This window comes from Streptomyces anulatus (assembly GCF_000721175.1).
Taxonomy (GTDB): domain Bacteria; phylum Actinomycetota; class Actinomycetes; order Streptomycetales; family Streptomycetaceae; genus Streptomyces; species Streptomyces anulatus_C.
On the sequence record NZ_JOEZ01000003.1, the window covers coordinates 373,468 to 389,948 of the forward strand.

Below are 16,481 nucleotides of genomic sequence, written 5' to 3' on the forward strand. Positions count from 1 at the left end.
ACTCGTCCTCGCCCTGGGTCTGGATATGGCCCTCGTGCCAGCCGTGGACGGCGGCGTGCAGGATCGCGCCCCGAAAGCGCTAGGTTAGAAACGGAGGTCAGCCTCATACAATTCACCGAAAACAGCCAACGGTAGCAGGAGTCTGCCCGTTGCCAGAGCTGTGGCAACCTCCTGACGCCACTCGTCCTCCGGCTGCGCGGACGTCGGCCAATGAACTGCGATCTCATTGACAGACTCCGCCGGGACTTTGGCGACGATCTTTCCCCATTTCTGACGGAGCGCGGGGAGCTCGGCCACCCGCCGACCGTTGACTTCAAGCCATCCAGGTTGCCCGGCTTCGTCCGCGTAAGGCGTTCGGTACTGCAATGTGAGGTGGAGGTCCGAGGCAGCCCCTGTGCGGACCGTGGACCGCCAGATCGCGTTCGCGTACCTGGAGTAGGCCGTGGTCGGTCCGTGCGCGAGTCCTGTGAGCTCATCGCGGCGGCCCGCCCGCAGGTCCACGCACCGCAAGTCCGTGCCGTCCATGCGGCGGGCGGGTGTTTGCGGGGCGGGAACACCCAGAAGGTCGGCTAGGACCGCGCTCAGAGGGGACTGGGCGAGGACGGCGAAGGTACTCGTTGCCACCGGGCTCAGATAGCGTGCCGCATTTGGGAAGGTGCACAGTTGGTCGTACTCGGGCGTGGTCCAGGCGGGTACGGTCTTGGCCATCAGCTTCAGCAGCGCGGCAGCCACATCGCGTCCGGCCTGGTCAACGACCGCCATCGCGACGTGTCGGCGCAGTGTCTCCGCGGGCTGGCCATGCCAGGCGTTGTGGCAGGCGGCGAGTAGATGTCCGACGGCTTGCCACAAAGCACCTTCCTCGTCGGTTTTCCGCGGACTGCATGTGTCGCGGCCGGCGACCCCTTGCGATGGCGCGATCCGGTCGGCGACAGCGCCCGCCACAGCGTCCATACCCGTCACGCTCAGATGGCAGTAGTCGAGAAAGTGCCTGGGATCGGGCAATCCGGTTTCTGGGTCAGCCAGTTCGTAACGGAGATCCACAAGCCCGTAGCCATGTTTCTCGGCGAAAGCGCACAGCATTTCCTGTATCTCGCCGATGACACGTGGAGTGTGGCCCAGCAACTGACCAGTTACCGAATCTCTGGATATCTCCCAACTTTTCCTTGCTCCGGAATAGTCGCCCATGGCGTACTGGGAAATTCCATGCATGCGGCCGGGGACAGGACTACACCCTTTGTCCAGCACGGTCATTCGATCGCAGAGCTCCGGGAGCGCCTCCCACCTCTTCTCCTTCAGCGCGCGCCGGGCACTGTCGTGCAACCTGTGCCACTCTTCGGCATGTTCGGGCGGCAGCAGGCCGACGGTCCATACCTCGCCAGGTTCCCACTCTCTGAGGTTGAATTCCGGAACGACCACGATGACGTCCAGACCTGCTTGCGCGACCTGCCGCACTTTGCGCAACAGCGCCCTGACACGAGGCAGCACGATGTTGCGGGTGAAGGTCTCCCGTACCTCGCTCAGCCCGCCGGCGCGCATGCTCCGGGCGAGACGATCCCCGTCCGCGTAAGACAGGGGCTGAAGGCACCAGTTGTTCCCCGCCATGAGCACAAGGACATCAGTATCGAGTGACGGCAGCGCGGATACAACGTGCTCCAGATCACCCATGCCCGCGCCGGTGCGCGCGAGATCCACGCATTGGTACCGGCCAGGACCGGCGGTGGCGTCGAGCTCGTCCTGGAGATTCAGAGTCGGAGTGAACAACGGATCGAGCAAGTATCCGCGAGCTGTCGATTCTCCGACAACGGCCACCCGCCGAGCGGCGCCTTTGCCAGGAACGTGGCGGACGTCCGCCCAAGAGCGGTCCGGCTGCGGCTCATCGCTTCGGAGGTGCAGTTCACTTCCGGCTGGTCCTGACACGATGTCCCAGATCCCCACACGCTCCAACTGCTCTCTGGACGCCTCCCCCCAGGACGGTGGGGAGCAGGCCTGAGACTTCGGGGCACGGGCCTGAGCCAGGTCGGCCTTCTGGAGTTCTCCGAGGATCTCAGCGCCCCTTGCGTCGCCCAAGAGCTGAGCGAGTCGGTTGGCGCGTTCGAAGGGAACATGGTGTGCGGTCATGTGGGAGTCACTTCCCAGGAAGGCTCAGAAGAAGGTGTAGACCGACTCGCTGGCTGTGGGCACTTTATAGGGAGCAGCATCGAGCAGTCGCTTGGCGCACCACTCAGGGACGTCCGTCCGACGTATGAGGAAGTCCCCGAGGACCAGAATGTCCAGTCGAGACCGAACAAAGCACGCAAGCGCATCCGCAGCGGAGTTCACGATCGGCTCTCCCCGCATATTGAACGAGGTGTTGAGCAGGATAGGGTTTCCGGTTCGGCCACCGAAAGCGGTCAGCAGCGCGTGGAACAACGGATCCGCTTCCTTGTCGACCGTCTGCACGCGCGCCGAATCGTCAACATGGGTAATCGCTGGTAGACCGAGAGCCTTCACCGGGGCCGTTTCCAGCATGAACGGCGAGCCGATGTCGAGGTCGAAGAACTCGGTGGCCCGCTCAGCCACCACCGCCGGGGCGAATGGCCTGAACGCTTCGCGCTTCTTGACCAGGGAATTGATCCGGTCCCGCATGCCGTCCTTTCGCGGGTCCGCCAGGATCGACCTGGCGCCGAGCGCCCTGGGGCCGAACTCAGCGCGACCCTGGAACCACCCGACCACGGCCCCGTCGGCGAGCGCGGACGCGGTGGCTTCTACCAATGCCGGTGTGTCACGGCGGAAGTCCTGGGCAATGATCCCGGTCTGCCCCAGCAGGTCGCTGATGTGCGCCGCGCTCTCCTCGAATCCCAGTCGGGCATCGCTCAGTCGCCGATTGGGGGACCGGCCGGTCAGTCGGTGGTGGACGAGGGCCGCTGCACCAATCGCTCCGCCGGCGTCGCCCGCCGCGGGCTGGACGAAGATGTCCTCGAAGGGCCCTTTTCGGCGCAGCAGCGAGTTCGCCACGCAGTTGAGCGCCACGCCCCCGGCGTAGCACAACCGAGGACTCGGCACGATCTCCTTGAGGTGCCTCAGTTTCTCCAGCAATACGGTTTCCAGTAGCGCCTGGAGGCTGGCGGCAATGTCTTCGTGCTCCGGCGTGATGTCGTCCTCAGGCCGTCGCGCAGGATGGCCGATGAGTTCAGCCATTGCGTCAGTGAACATACGCTGGTCGCTGCGGAAGTCGAAGTACCTGAGATCCAAGCGATATTGACCGCCATCGCGCTGTGCCAGCAGGCCTTCCAGACGTTCACGGAAGCGCGGCTTCCCGTAGGGAGCGAGGCCCATAACCTTGTACTCATCGCTGTTGACGTCGAAGCCGAGGTAGTTGGTCACCGCACTGTAGAGCAACCCCAGGGAGTGTGGGAAGCGGACTTCTTCCACCAGTCGCAGACCATCCGAGTTGCTGGCGGAGCCATAGCTGGTCGTCGTCCACTCACCCACCGCGTCGGCGACGAACAGCGCAGCGTCGTCAAAGCCCGAGCAGTAGAAGGCGCTCGCCGCGTGGGACTCGTGGTGGGCTACGAACTCCACGCGGCCGGAGTAGCCGAGCACCTGCCGGATCTCACGCATTGGCCGGTCCGCGTCCAGCTTGAACAGCGACGCGCGCTGACCGGCGGGGCCTGAAGGCAGCGCTGTCGACAGTTGACGTGCCAGCTTGTCGCGGGGGTTCTCGTAGTAGGCGATCCGATCGATGTCGTCGATACCCAGCCCGGCGCGTTCGAGGCAGAAGCGGAATGCGTTTACAGGCATGCCGGGGTCATACCGCCGTCGGGTGAACCTCTCCTCATGTGCGGCGGCGACGAGCTTCCCGTCAACGAACACAGCGCAGGCCGAATCGTGGTAGAGCGCGGATATACCGATGACGATCAAGGCGACACCCCAGCTTCTCGGCCCACTTCCGTGGAACCCGCAGCCGCTGCGTCCCCCATCGTCTCTCGTCCAGCTATGAAGCCGGCCATGAGGAACGGCCGTGCGGCTTCCCACAGTTGTTCGTACGACAAGGCTTCGTTGCACCGCGTGAACCATCTGCGCACCCGCGAAAGCTCGGCGTGGGCCAAGGGCGTCAGGCCCCCCAGCTCGCGGTACTGAACGTATTCACCGACTAGCAGCTCCACGCCGCGTTCGCGGAGCAGATTCATTGCCTTCGCCCGGTCGCCCGGCCACTTTTCCGGCCCGCCCGCCGCTTCGACGGACACAGCCAACTCAGCTACGGCAGCTGACAGTTCCGTTTCCCGGTTGTCCGCGACCTCCACCGACCGGTAGCCGGCGCTCAGCGGAAAGGGCTGAAAGCGACCGAGGGCGGAGCGGATATAGACATTGTCGCGCGACGCCAGCCGCGGGTCACACAGCCGATGAGCCAGCCCGATACTACGGAACACTGGATGCACGACGGTCCGGCGGGAGATCGTGAGGGCCTCGTTGACCTCGCGGAACTCCCGGAACCGCTGCCAGGCGTTCGGATAGGGCGATGACAACACCTTCACCCCGGCGACCTTGCCCGAAACTTCAGCCACGTGGACTCGGATATCGAACGCGTCGGGAGGAACGTCCAAGCCACCCATGTAGTGGAACCGCGCGAGTTCCTCGTAGTCAGCCAGACTACCGGGGCGGATCTGTACCGTCTCCTCGAAGGGGACCGTAGCCATACAAGGCTGGTGGACAACGTTCTTCTCACCGTTGTAGTCGAGCGTGATCAGTAGGTCCGGACCGAGCGCCCCCGCGAGATCGTCATGCGCGGTCGCCACCACCGCAGAAACACCGTTGCGTCGACAAAAACGCTGGAAACCATAGGCTGCGATCCGTGCGCTCTCGCGGTCCAGGGTGGAGAGGAATTCGTCGATTACCAGCAGTCGGCGGCTTTCGCTATAGGCCAACGCGAGCCGTGCACGGGCACGTTGTCCGTCGGACAGCCGGTTGTACGGAGTGAGATAGGTGAACGCCTCCCCCAGACCAACCTGACCGAGGAGGCTCAGCGTCTTCTGCAACGGCATGTCGAAGAGTTCGACTAGCGGTCGGTCATCAGCCGGATCGGCAGGCCCTGAAGGCACGTGGGCTTCCGGGTGCTGTGAGAGGAACAGCTCCAATAGCTTGCTCTTGCCCGCCCCGGAGTACCCCGTCACATAGGTGATTCCGGTTCTGGGCACAATGACATCTTCCAAGACCGGTACGCCAGTGAACCGATCATCGGACAGGCCGAAAACGCTCGTGATGATGCGGCTCGATTCCGTTCCGCCGACGAAGGCTGGTCTCGACCAGCTATAGCTGTGCACTGGATTCCTCCCCCCAAACAGGTTCGTCCCGCAGGAAGACCGACCCACTGCCGTCAACAATCAGATAGCGGTCGAAGCTTCGGGCGAACCACCGGTCGTGTGTGACTGCCATGACAGTCCCCTGGAACTGCGCAAGCCCATCCTCCAGGGCTTGCGCACTGTGCAGGTCGAGGTTGTCCGTGGGTTCGTCAAGGAGCAGCAGCGTGGAGCCTTCGAGTTCGAGTAGGAGGATCTGAAATCGTGCTTGTTGCCCTCCGGACAACTGCCTGAACGACTGATCCGCTTGAGCGTGCAGCTCATAGCGTCGCAGTGCCGAGATCGCCGCGCCGCGGTCGCGTCCCTCACGGGAACCGTCGCCGCGGCCGAGGATCTGCACCAGCGTGCGCTCGGCGAGATCGCGCCGCCCATGGGTCTGGGCGAACCATCCCGGACGCACCCGGGACCCCAGTCGAGCGCCGCCATCATGGGCCACTGCCTTGCCATGCAGCTGCTCGTCGTACATGTCTGCTCCGCTGCCTCCAGCGGCGAGCAGTCGGAGCAAATGCGATTTTCCGGTCCCATTGGCACCGAGCACCGCGATCCGCTCGCCGTAGAAGACTTCGAGATCGAAGGGCTTCGTGAGCCCGGTGAGCTGGAGCCCTTCGCACGTCACAGCGCGCTTCGCCGTACGCCCGCCGGTCAGGGCCATCCGGACCTTCTGCTCCGTGGGCCGCTCGGGCGGTGGACCCGCCGACTCGAAGCGGGCCAGCCTGGTTTGGGTCGCACGGTACTTGGCGGCCATCGACGAAGACAGCTTCGCCTGCTGTTGGAGAGTGTGCACCAGCTCTTTGAGCCTGTTGTGCTCGTCCTCCCAGTCCCGATGACGCTGTTCAAGCACGTTGATGCGGTGCTCCCTTGCCTCCTGGTAGGTGCCGAACCCGCCACCGTGTACCCAGGCGCCGCGCCCTTCGAGCGTGATCACGTGGCTGGCCGCACGGGCGAGAAGCTCACGGTCGTGGCTGACCATGAGGACGGTCTTCGGAGTGCTGCGAAGGGCCTCTTCGAGCCAGCGCTTGCTCGGCACGTCCAGGTAGTTGTCCGGCTCGTCGAGCAGCAGTACCTCGTAAGGGCCGCGCAGCAGGCTCTCCAGGGCCAGCCGCTTCTGCTCGCCGCCGGACAGCGTCCGTACTTCTCGATACTGCACTGACGGGAAGGTCGCCCCCAGCGCCGCAGAACACACGACGTCCCATACGACCTCGGCGTCGTAGCCGCCCACTTCCGCCCAGTCAGACAGCGCCGTCGCATACGCCATCTGGGTCGGTTCGTCGTCGTGTTCCATCATCGCCGCCTCAGCCTTCTCGACCGCTGCGAAGCTGCGGCGCACTGCCGTCGGCTCAAGGTCGGCGAGGAATTCGCGGACGGTAGTCTCATCGTCGATCGATCCGATGAACTGACGCATGACGCCCACGGTCCCGCCGATGTGGGTACCTCCGGAGCGCGGCTGCAGGTTCCCGGCAAGGATCTCCATCAGAGTTGTCTTGCCCGTTCCGTTGGCACCGACGAGCGCCGCAGTCGCGCCGTCACCCACCCGGAACGATGCCTCGGAGAACAGCAGACGACCGTTCGGGAGCATGTACTCCAAGTTGTTTATCTCGATGTGGCCCACGGAATCTCCAAAATCGGTGCGTACGTGCTCTCATCGTGCAGCCCGCCATACGGGTCGAACGTTCGTGAAGCCGGTGCTCCAGCGCTGGACAGCGATCGCGCAGGCATCGACCGCATGAGCTGTGATCCTTCCCTCGGTGCGGGGGAAGGAAGGGCCTGCGATGATCAGCAACTTGCCGCCCCGGCCCGATGTGACATGTACTGCACAACCGCAGCTCTGATCACCTGTGCCGGCCTGGCCCAAACCGCTGTCGTGTTGCGTCAGCCACAACGTCTGCGTCCCCAGCTGCGGCGCGAGTGGTGTCGGCACAGCGATCACGGCTCCCCGGTCTTCCTCCAGCCATGGGAGCAGATGCTTCTGTACGTCGAGCGGCGAGAGCCCGACGTCGTGCCCTGCGGCCAGCGCGGCGTTGAAAAGGCCGAACGACACCCCTTTCAGACGGGATTCGATCAAGGCATGGCCCAACCCGCCGCGAAGCACGAGGTCCAGAGGGAAATAGCCGGTTCCGACGAGTAGGCCGCTGATGTGGAACGGACCGCGGAAACCCCACCGGCGTGACAGTTCCTCGCCGACCGCAGTAGCTAGGCCAGTTACCTGCGCATGCTGTTCGTCGGGCAGGTCCAGGTAGGTCGAGCACCCGCAGTAGTGGAGCTCACCTTCGTGGTCGAGCGTGATCTCCTCGTACGGGCGCAACACCACTGTCCCATGCGGCAGTACGAATCCGGCGACACCACAAGGGGTTCCGGCCACGATGGGCGAGATACGGACCTTTGAGGCGCGCTCGGCGAACCATTGCGCAGTCGGGACGGGGTCGGCGTTGACGGGGACCAGTCGGGCCGATGCGAGGGGCACCCAAGCACCGTCAAGCTGCTGTCCTTGCCACAGGGTGCCGTAGCCGAGGTCGTGAAACCGGGCAGCTTCGGCCGGCAGGCTCGTCTCCGTGGCGACTGTGGACGACGGCAGTCGCGGCGCTCCCAGCTGGTCCCACAGTTCGTCGAGGACTGTCAGGTCCGCCAGCTTGGTTCTCCACTCGTCACCGCTGTCCGCGACGAGCCGGCCGTCCATGCGTGAAGGCGCCCCGGCGGATTGCGCCAGAACGAGAGCAGTTCGGTCCGGGTCGTAGGCGTCGAGCGCGATGCGCACCGAAGCTGGCAGGTCCGCCATGAACCGAGCCGTGTCACGGGCATGGGTGTGCGGATCGGCCATGTCCAGGTCGACCACGCAGTGGCCCGCGATTCCGGCGGGTGCCTGCCCCGATTCGTTGGCAATGACGAACGGAGCGGCGGCGCCCATTCGCAACAGCGCGGCCACCTGGGTCGTGAAGTGTGGCAGTGGCCGACCGATCAGGATGGTCCTGCGCCCTCGATAGAAGTCGGCCATGCCACCTTCGAGCAGAGCAGCCGGGTGTTCAGGCCCGCGCATATCTGAACCTCACCGGCAGTGCCGTCCACACTGCCCCGATTGCGGCGAACAACCCCGCGTCTGCGAGAGCCCGTACCGCGGCGGACTGGTCTCGGGTGAGTCTTTCGTCGGCGACGCAGCCGTACTGCGGGTCCGTGAGGGCTCGTACCTGATCCGGATCCTCAATCAGCGTTCGCTCAGTCGCGGCTTGCCGGTGATCCTCCACCAGCACGAAACCGGGCCCGCGCCGGAGGGTGAGCAGGGGTCTGCGGGGCACCGGCCAGGCGGCCGAGCCCTGTTGGTCACGGGGAGGGTCGAGATGGTGGAACGGGTCGGTGATGATGCCTTCGAGCTGTCCACGCCAGGCCACCCTGAGTCCGACTCCCGCCGCCTCGCGCAGAAACGCGAGATGGTGGGCCGCTGCCTCCGGGGACTTCGAGTCGAGCTTCATAAACCCCTGGACCCTTAGGCCACGGAACCCGGACCTAGCGATCGGAACCAGCTGGTGTCGAGTACAGACCGTGCCGGGAACCCATCCCATGAACAGTCCGTGCCGGTCGGCGGACCTGGGGGCTTCTTCCTGCGGTTGCACGACCGGATGGACGTCCATGGCCGTTTTGGTGTGCGCTGTGCTCACCGCTCACCATTCCAGTCCTGTGGCGAGGGCCACGTAGTGATCACCGTCTTGATATATGAGCCCGTACTCCCGCCACTCAGCCAGCAGGTCGGCCACGCGTTCGGCGTTGGCGGTCTCGTGTCCCGACTCCCGTAGCTGCTTGCCGAGCACCTCCTCCTTTCGGCCTTTGAGAAGGCTGCGATAGGCGTCTCGCTCCAACGGAGTCCCGAGCAGGAACTCCTGCGGGGCACGGCGCCGGCGCTCATCGACGATTCGTAGCGCCTCTCCTTCTTCGAGGCCAACGAGGCGGGCGGTCGGATGGGAGCGCTGCCAGTGCTCCATAGCGCGCTCCAGACGCTCCCCGCTCTCGGCGTCGAGGCCAGCTGGGGCGCTGTCGAACACGTAGACGAGGTCCTCAAGCTCCTTCTCCGGCAGCCCGTAGACAGAGGAGAGCAGAGACGAAGGCCCCTGGTTCGTCATGCCCAGCGCGGGATCGGAGAAGTAGGGGCTGAACCGGGTGAGACGGATCCGGTTGGTCACATCTGGCGGAAAAAGGTGTACCAGTTGATCGATCTGGCTGATGGAGGGGGAATAGTCGGCCCAGGTCTCGCCCGGAAATCCGTAGAGGATGTTCCAGCTCGGGAAGATCGCAAGGGAACCGCAGTCCCGCAGCAGCCGGACATTCTGCCAGCCGGTGACTCCTTTGCGCATGAGAGAGAGAACGTGGGTGCTCAGACTCTCGATTCCAGGCTGAATCTGAGTCACACCACCGTCGGCCATCTGCCGTAGCTGCCGGTAAGTAAGATTCGACTTGACCTCGAAGAACAACCGTAGGTCCCAGCCCAATTCACCGAGTCCGGGCAAGAGAGTATTCAAGTACTTCATATCGATGATGTTGTCGGCGAACAGCACATCCAGCACCTGATGCCGCTTCACCGCATCCGCGACTTCACGGAGTACCCTCTCGGGAGGCTTGGCTCGGAAAGCCATAGTCGTACCGTTGAGACCGCAGAAGGTGCAGTGGTGCTTTTCTCCCCACCAGCAGCCCCGGCCTCCCTCGACCGGTACCTTCGGCAGGACGTCGTTGCACGCCTCTGTGTGCCGGAACTCATCGAAGTAGGCGCCGAAGTCCGGTGTGGGGATACTGTCCATCGGCACCATGCCGGGGCGGGGCGGGTTGACCCGCGACTCTCCGGTTTCCGCACGCCAGCACAGCCCGCTTACTGCCTTGAGTTCAGCCGTTCGTGCCTCTGGGCTCAGTCCGGCGACGGACCGAGCTACGACGCGGAGGAGTTCGGGCAGTACCAGTTCGGCCTCGCCTCGGACCACATAGTCGAGCGAGGGGTAGTTCCGGTGCAGCGCGGCGCCCTGCGAGCCCTCGCAGTTGGCCCCTCCCAGGATTGTGATCACATCGGGGGCCTGCGCGGCGAGTTCACCCGCCAGCGCCAGTGACGGGATGTTCTGGTCGAAGGTCGAAGTGAGGCCGACGACGTCGTAGCCGCCGCCGGCGATCTCCCTAGCCAGCTGGCGGACGAAGTCCGGGGCTAGGGCGTACATCTCGGCGGGCGCTTCCAGCTCCGCTCCCTGGGCTGCCGCCTTCAAGTGGAACGGAGTGGCGGTGGCCTTCCCGGGCTGGTCGCCGAGCGCCGAGGAGAAGATCCACTCCCCAGTGCCGATGAAGTCACCGCGAGCTATGCGGTTGAAGTGCCGTTCGCCGACTCTTCCCTCTGTGGCGCTGAACACGTGATCGGCCCAGCGCAGGTTGGCGTAGAGGACGTCCACGGATTTCACAGTCTTGTGGTCGCGGACCAGGGGGGTCAGCGTACTCAAGGCCAGCGAAGGCATGTCCAGTGCGGCCCAGGGCATACAGACGAGCAGTACCCGGAGGGACCGCGCAGGACAGTCCTGTTCCTCTGCCTCGTACTGGACGGGGCGCGGCTCGATCTCCAGCAGGCTCATGACGCCACTTCCCGTTCAGCTGAATCGGACTGATGCGGTAGCTCGGATAGAGGGTCGTGGATCTTCCTGACCCGGCTGAACAGCGGCCACAGAGCCGACGGCATGATCCCGACGGTAGCGAGGATCAAGGTGCCGCGCAGTCCAAGTGCGCTGGAGCCGAGCGCGCCGCCCAGCAGGGCGCCCACCGGCTCGACTCCCCAGGCGACAAAGCGGAAGGTGGCGCTGACGCGTCCCAAATACGCGTCCTGAACCAGTTGTTGCCGCAAGGACATGCCGAGGATTAGCAGAATCACCACGGAGAAGAGCCAAAGGAACATGGTGAGGGCGACGCAGATTAGAGCCACCGTTTTGCCAAAGGAGCCAGCAGCGGGCACCAGCAGCCCCGCAGCACCAGGTACCGCGTAGCAGCAGATCATGGTGGGCCCGAGTCCGAAGCGGGCGGCAAGTCGCGTGGCGGCGGCTGACCCGACCAGGCCGGCGATACCGCCGCTCATCGTTACCACCCCCAACAGGAACGGGCTGAATCCCAGAGCCCGTACGGCGTAGAGAATGAACAACGCGAAATACATGGAGGTGAACAGATTGAAATGTGCGGCCGCGAGCACCAGCGGTCGCAGCACGCTGTTTCCCCACAGGAGTTTCAGGCCGCTACTGATCGCCGCGCGATGGGATTCCCGGGGCGCGTCCTGCTGACGCTCCGGCGCTGCCTTCGGCAGGGATGCCAAGGAGAAGCTACTGATGAGGTAACTGAAACTGTCAATCAGGAGGGCGACAGGCGCCCCGAGCAGCTGCACGATCGTGCCCGCGATTCCGGGACCGGCGACCCTCCCGACCGACTCGGTGGCCTGAATCCAGGAGTTCGCCTGGGTGATCGACTCTTTGGGCACCAGGCGAGGCAAGTAGGCCGACATCGCACTGTCGAAGAGGAGCGTCATCGCTCCGACGACGAACGAGACCACCATGAGGGCTGCGAGGGTGAGCCGGTCGGTCCAGTAGAGCACCGGAACCAGCAGCAGGACGAGGAATCGGACGATGTTCGATACGAGCATCACCGCCCTCCGCTCGTACTGATCCGCCCAGACGCCGGCCGACAGACCGAAGAGCAGGACGGCAAGCGACCCAGCCGCAGACAGCAGCCCCATCTCCCACACGCTCGAGTCCAGCGTGAACACCGCGACCAGCGGCAGGGCGAACATGGTGACTTCGGATCCGACCATCGATGCGGACTCCGCCGACCAGAGGCGGAAGAATCCCGTACGCGCCAGCGCAGACTTCCGGGACATGCGTTTCATCTGTCTTCCAATGGTGCTGATGTGTGGGACGTATGTGGGCTGGCCATGGATGCGACCGAGTCCTGGCTTGCACCGCATGTGCAGTGCGAGCCGCTGAAGTACGACATCCGGTTCTCGGCGAACCGGATGATCCTGCGTTCGTTGAGCACACCGCACTCGCCACTCGCGAGGTACCTCACGGCCTCATGCGCGAGCAAGGCTGAGACAACGGTGTTGGCCGGGCCGAACGAATATGGGGTCGCCTCCCCTTGGTCGAACTCGGCAAGCGCGTCGGGGCCTGTCAGCTCGGCCTGCCTGAGCCGCTCGAAACAGCCCCAGCAGTGTCCGAGGCCTGGAACAAGCAGAGGCCCCCAGTAGCCGGTGCCGAGGCCGACCGCGGCAACACAGATCGGCACGCCTCGAGGCCGGGCCCATTCCCAGGCAATGCTCACGATGTCCCACGGGGTGTCTGCCGCGATGGCCAACAGATCGAGGTTGGCGGGGAGTGCGTCGAGTTCCTCCGCCGCACGGATCTGCCGATCGACCCGGTGAACCTGCAACGAAGGCGCGAGGCGACGCAATGCCCGCGCCGCGACCGCAGTTTTGGCGCCACCGACATCGCTCCGCCCGGCTAGGAACTGGCGGTTCAGGTTGTTCAAGGCGACGCGATCGTGATCCACGAGCCACAGCCTCCGCACCCCCGACCCGACCAGATGCTGGGCCAGCACGCTCCCAACGGCTCCCACACCCAGCACCCCGACCCGGGCCGAGTCGAGGCGTCGCTGCATCGTGACGGCGTCCGCCCCGAACAGGGTCAGATAGCCAACCTGCCTTTCGGTCGACGTCCCGGCACCGTGATCGCGGTCATGTTCGACGATCCAGCCGATTGACCTGAGGCGGCGTTCCATCTGTCGCATTGGGGAGCGGCTGGGACGGTCCATGAGCTCTACCCACGAGATCCCTGCACGCAGTTGGTTGGCGGCCACCAGGAGTGCATCGGCTGGCCCTTTGATACGGAGGGAGTCCACACCACGAAACAGCCTAAGGCCGTCCTCGGTCCGCGTGACAGTCACCGTTTCGGCCAGGCGGACCACCCGCTCCCGTGCCCCGGTGGCTGCACTGGATCCGATGTCGGCGTCCGCGCCGGCCCGGTCCGCCAGTCTCTCGGTCGGACGCGACATGTCACTCGGCCCTGTGCAGCCCGAAACTGACCGTGTACCGCCCGGTGGTGTCCCGCTGGAACGGCTCCACCCAGTGGTGGGCATCCGGCCGGATCGGGAAGAGCGAGAAGGTATTGAACGCCGGTTCGACCATTGTCTCTTCACCTCCATTGAGCCGGAAGCCGAGCCGTCCGCCGGTGTCGCTCCGGTGCTCCTCATCGAGGTATAGATTTCCGCCTAGGACACGCCTGGGGAAGAGATCCTGGTGCGGACGGATCTGATCGCCTCTGCCATAGGCTGCGAATTCGACGCTGCATTCCTTCGGCGACAAGCGCACGCCCGTACCGAGCGATACCCAGTCCCGCAGTCCGTTGGTGAGTACTGCGAACTTCAGGAACCGCCGCAGGCTGGTCTGATGCTGCGCCGCCATGGCACCGTCCGCCAGAGCTGCTGTCAGCGGCTGAGCCACATAGTGACAGGCGGCTCGTTGGGGGTGGTCCGCCCAGTCGGCCTCGTCGATGATCTCGGTCTCCGTCTGACTGTAGTAGGCGGTGACATGGCGCGACCACACCGGAAGCGCACGCAGCGCCGCAGCGGTTGCGGCAGCGGCTTCGGGACGCAGGAAATTCCGGAACACCATCGGCTCGGGCGAACTCGATTTCATCCACTGACTTACGGTGTCTAGAGTTTCTTCTCTGGCATACTCCGGGGCAATGAAGACCGAGGCGCGCGTCAAAATCTCGCCCCGGGTCACGTCGTCGTGCAGCGCAGTCTGCTGGCTCACTTTTGCCTCTCTTTTGAATGACTCAGGCCCGGTGGTTACACCGAACGGACCTCAAGTTTCCGGAAGTCGACCAAGCCGCCTGAATCGAGAGACACATCGTTCAGCCGATCGCCGCGCAAGCAGTGTGCACGGACTTGAATGAGGGGGACGCGGGGCATCAGTTCAAGCCAACGCTCGTCCGCCCGGTGCCATGCCTGTTCGGCCTGTGCAAGGTCAAATACAGCTGAAGCCTCATTGATATACGTGTCCAAAGATGGGTCCGCGAACGCGATCCTACGGGCGCTCGGGCTGTCCGAGCGCCACGGCAGCAGAAGCGCCGCAGGGTGGGCGAAGTCTGCAGTGGTAAGGGTGTACAGCAGCCCGTGCCGACCGGTCACCGCTTTGCGGATATAGCTCTGGTAACTCACCGGGCATGGGGTAGCCGATATGCCGAATAATTCCTGCAACTGAGTGCAGATGGCCTGGACAATGTCGCCGTTCGGCGTAAAGTCTGCATAGGGCACAGTTATGCCATCACCGAGAGCACGCCGGATTTCATCCCGCTCGCGGTCGGTCGGCTCCAGCCGCATGTCATGGCACTGCCCGGAATCATCTCGCCATGCCGCTGTCTGCGAACAGAACGGAGTGACGAGACCGGAGGAGCTGCCCACAATGCGACGACGGTCGAGCGCCAGCCCCAGCGCGCGCCTTAGGTCCGGCCGGCTCCGCATTGCAAGGCACTCTTGACCGAACTCAAGATTTCCGAAGATCGAAATATCGCCGGACCACATTCTTGAGTCATGGCTAAATTCCTCCAACTGCCGGACACCGAAGCTTGTCGTAGGAGATACGTCCACTTCGCCCTGGGCAAGGGCGAGCAATGCCTCGTCTAGAGTAGAATACGCCCGGAAAGCCAAAGCTTCAGGTGCCTCGCGTATCGCATCCTTGGCATACGGGTGGCGTACCATTTCGATGAATCCATCGCCATGGGACGCCAAAGAATAATCTCCCAGGGCTGGAGCCCCGAGCAATGTCCCTTGGGCTCTCGACGGTGCGAGCTGCGGCAACGTAAAGAGGGCCGCCGCATAGGAAGTGGGGCGGCTGAACCGGTACTCGATCCTTCCGTCCCCGACAACCGTGACAGCTCCTGTCGAGGGGAACATCCTGGCAATCCTCGACCGCGGCCGACTAAGTATTCGATCCACCGATCGCACGCAATCGATCGGAGTGAGCTGCGCCCCGTCTGACCATCGAAGGGACGTGTCGAGTTCTACACTCCAGCAGTCATCACGTTCCCGATATTCGATTCCGACCGCTGCCCCACTCGCAACGTTTCCGCCAGCAGCCTCAGACAGAAGAGTTCGCGTGGCCGCCTCGCCAACAAACCGCGCATCATAATCTGCGGGCCAGTGGCTGTCGTTGTTGAGCGGCATCGAGTCGAGCGCGAATGTGATACTAGAAGACACAGGTCTCTCTGCTCATCGTCAACGTGAGACCCGGCATGCCCCAGAGGGGCATGCCGGGAGGCTTCAGCAGCGGTGCGCCATTGCCAAATAGTCACTGAGCATCTCTTGGTCGAACTCGAGGTCCTCGAATTCGTCCAACAGCTCGTTCTCTATTGCGGCTTCAATCTCCGGCATGGATAACCCCCCTTCGGAACTAATGTTGATCGCAGACTATAGACCCGCCAAGGACCTCCGCAAGCGATTGACAAAATCGCATCAGGGGCCACAGCTCGCGCGAGAACCAGCGCGATCGGGCATTTCTGGACATTTTTTCTTCGGAGATGGGCGTTTGTTCGACAAGGGGACGGAAAGGGGGTCGAGGGGAACCTTTGTGTGACGATTTTGGCTGTAATAGCTCACTGTAAATAGTTTGAATAACTACTCTTTTGCGGACAAATCGCACCAAGCGGCGGCTGCGGCGACGACCAGTCATGGCACGCTTTCTGCTAATTCCTACTTCGGCGTGCTCCATGCGAGCCTCGTAGTGGGCGCCCAAAAATCTGACAGTCGGGAACGGCTGTAACGGAGTCGAGTGAGCGGTCTCGGCCAAAAGTGGCTGGAGATCACCCATCGGGTGAGTTCTCGGGGCGGACAGTGAGTGTCCAGTTTCAGATATTCCGGCCGCTTGCCCCACTGCTACCGATAGTTCGTTGGCTCGTCGTTAGCCTCGAAGTTCCGTGACGATCTGCTGATGGAGCCGGTGGACCGTTCTCGTGCCGCGGGCTGAGGTTGTGCAGGCCGAAGAGCCGAGTGTTGCCTCGGGGCGGCGCCGGATTCCACTATTTCGGGTGTTGAGGTGCTGTTGAAGGGGCGGGAGGCCCGTCGGGTCGGAGGCCACAAGCCCGAACACGGGCGGCTGGT

At 63.9% G+C, this 16,481-nt stretch carries 11 protein-coding genes; all 11 read right to left on the bottom strand.

Features of this window, described 5'->3' with window-relative positions:
* Window positions 1–84: 84 nt before the first annotated feature.
* Window positions 85–1,692, bottom strand: a complete 1,608-nt coding sequence (locus IG90_RS0104725) for a hypothetical protein (RefSeq protein WP_157846284.1) — start codon at window positions 1,690–1,692, stop codon at window positions 85–87.
* 450 nt (window positions 1,693–2,142) lie between these two features.
* The gene (locus IG90_RS0104730; RefSeq protein ID WP_030577989.1) at window positions 2,143–3,900 is read right to left on the bottom strand and encodes a carbamoyltransferase family protein; all 1,758 of its coding nucleotides are present in this window, start codon (window positions 3,898–3,900) and stop codon (window positions 2,143–2,145) included.
* Window positions 3,897–5,300, bottom strand: a complete 1,404-nt coding sequence (locus IG90_RS45540; RefSeq protein WP_233435897.1) for a hypothetical protein — start codon at window positions 5,298–5,300, stop codon at window positions 3,897–3,899. Before IG90_RS45540 ends, IG90_RS0104730 begins: the two co-directional genes overlap by 4 nt.
* Window positions 5,287–6,945, bottom strand: a complete 1,659-nt coding sequence (locus IG90_RS0104740) for an ABC-F family ATP-binding cassette domain-containing protein (RefSeq protein WP_030577995.1) — start codon at window positions 6,943–6,945, stop codon at window positions 5,287–5,289. Before IG90_RS0104740 ends, IG90_RS45540 begins: the two co-directional genes overlap by 14 nt.
* Before the next feature lie 30 nt (window positions 6,946–6,975).
* Complete coding sequence (locus IG90_RS0104745; RefSeq protein ID WP_030577997.1) at window positions 6,976–8,325, bottom strand: hypothetical protein; 1,350 nt, start codon at window positions 8,323–8,325, stop codon at window positions 6,976–6,978.
* 28 nt (window positions 8,326–8,353) lie between these two features.
* Complete coding sequence (locus IG90_RS44680) at window positions 8,354–8,956, bottom strand: DUF5825 family protein (RefSeq protein WP_157846285.1); 603 nt, start codon at window positions 8,954–8,956, stop codon at window positions 8,354–8,356.
* Between the two features lie 30 nt (window positions 8,957–8,986).
* Window positions 8,987–10,921 carry a RiPP maturation radical SAM C-methyltransferase gene (locus tag IG90_RS0104755; protein WP_051859981.1) on the bottom strand — a complete coding sequence of 645 codons (1,935 nt, stop codon included), beginning with the start codon at window positions 10,919–10,921 and terminating at the stop codon, window positions 8,987–8,989.
* A complete protein-coding gene (locus tag IG90_RS0104760; protein WP_157846286.1) occupies window positions 10,918–12,213 on the bottom strand; it encodes an MFS transporter in 1,296 nt (431 codons plus the stop codon). The genes IG90_RS0104755 and IG90_RS0104760 overlap by 4 nt, the downstream gene beginning before the upstream one ends.
* On the bottom strand, window positions 12,210–13,100 hold the full coding sequence (locus IG90_RS0104765; RefSeq protein ID WP_157846287.1) for a ThiF family adenylyltransferase: 891 nt from the start codon (window positions 13,098–13,100) through the stop codon (window positions 12,210–12,212). The genes IG90_RS0104760 and IG90_RS0104765 overlap by 4 nt, the downstream gene beginning before the upstream one ends.
* A 274-nt stretch (window positions 13,101–13,374) precedes the next feature.
* A complete protein-coding gene (locus IG90_RS0104770; RefSeq protein WP_030578010.1) occupies window positions 13,375–14,136 on the bottom strand; it encodes a 2OG-Fe(II) oxygenase in 762 nt (253 codons plus the stop codon).
* Window positions 14,137–14,171: 35 nt separating this feature from the next.
* A complete protein-coding gene (locus IG90_RS41460; RefSeq protein ID WP_157846288.1) occupies window positions 14,172–15,548 on the bottom strand; it encodes an ABC transporter substrate-binding protein in 1,377 nt (458 codons plus the stop codon).
* Window positions 15,549–16,481 lie beyond the last annotated feature (933 nt).

Coding starts and splice junctions, on each gene's coding strand:
- IG90_RS0104755 (WP_051859981.1), bottom strand. CDS start 10,921: ATGAGCCTGCTGGAGATCGAGCCGCGCCCCGTCCAGTACGAGGCAGAG.
- IG90_RS41460 (WP_157846288.1), bottom strand. CDS start 15,548: ATGCCGCTCAACAACGACAGCCACTGGCCCGCAGATTATGATGCGCGG.
- IG90_RS44680 (WP_157846285.1), bottom strand. CDS start 8,956: ATGGACGTCCATCCGGTCGTGCAACCGCAGGAAGAAGCCCCCAGGTCC.
- IG90_RS0104765 (WP_157846287.1), bottom strand. CDS start 13,100: ATGGAACGCCGCCTCAGGTCAATCGGCTGGATCGTCGAACATGACCGC.
- IG90_RS0104745 (WP_030577997.1), bottom strand. CDS start 8,325: ATGGCCGACTTCTATCGAGGGCGCAGGACCATCCTGATCGGTCGGCCA.
- IG90_RS0104760 (WP_157846286.1), bottom strand. CDS start 12,213: ATGAAACGCATGTCCCGGAAGTCTGCGCTGGCGCGTACGGGATTCTTC.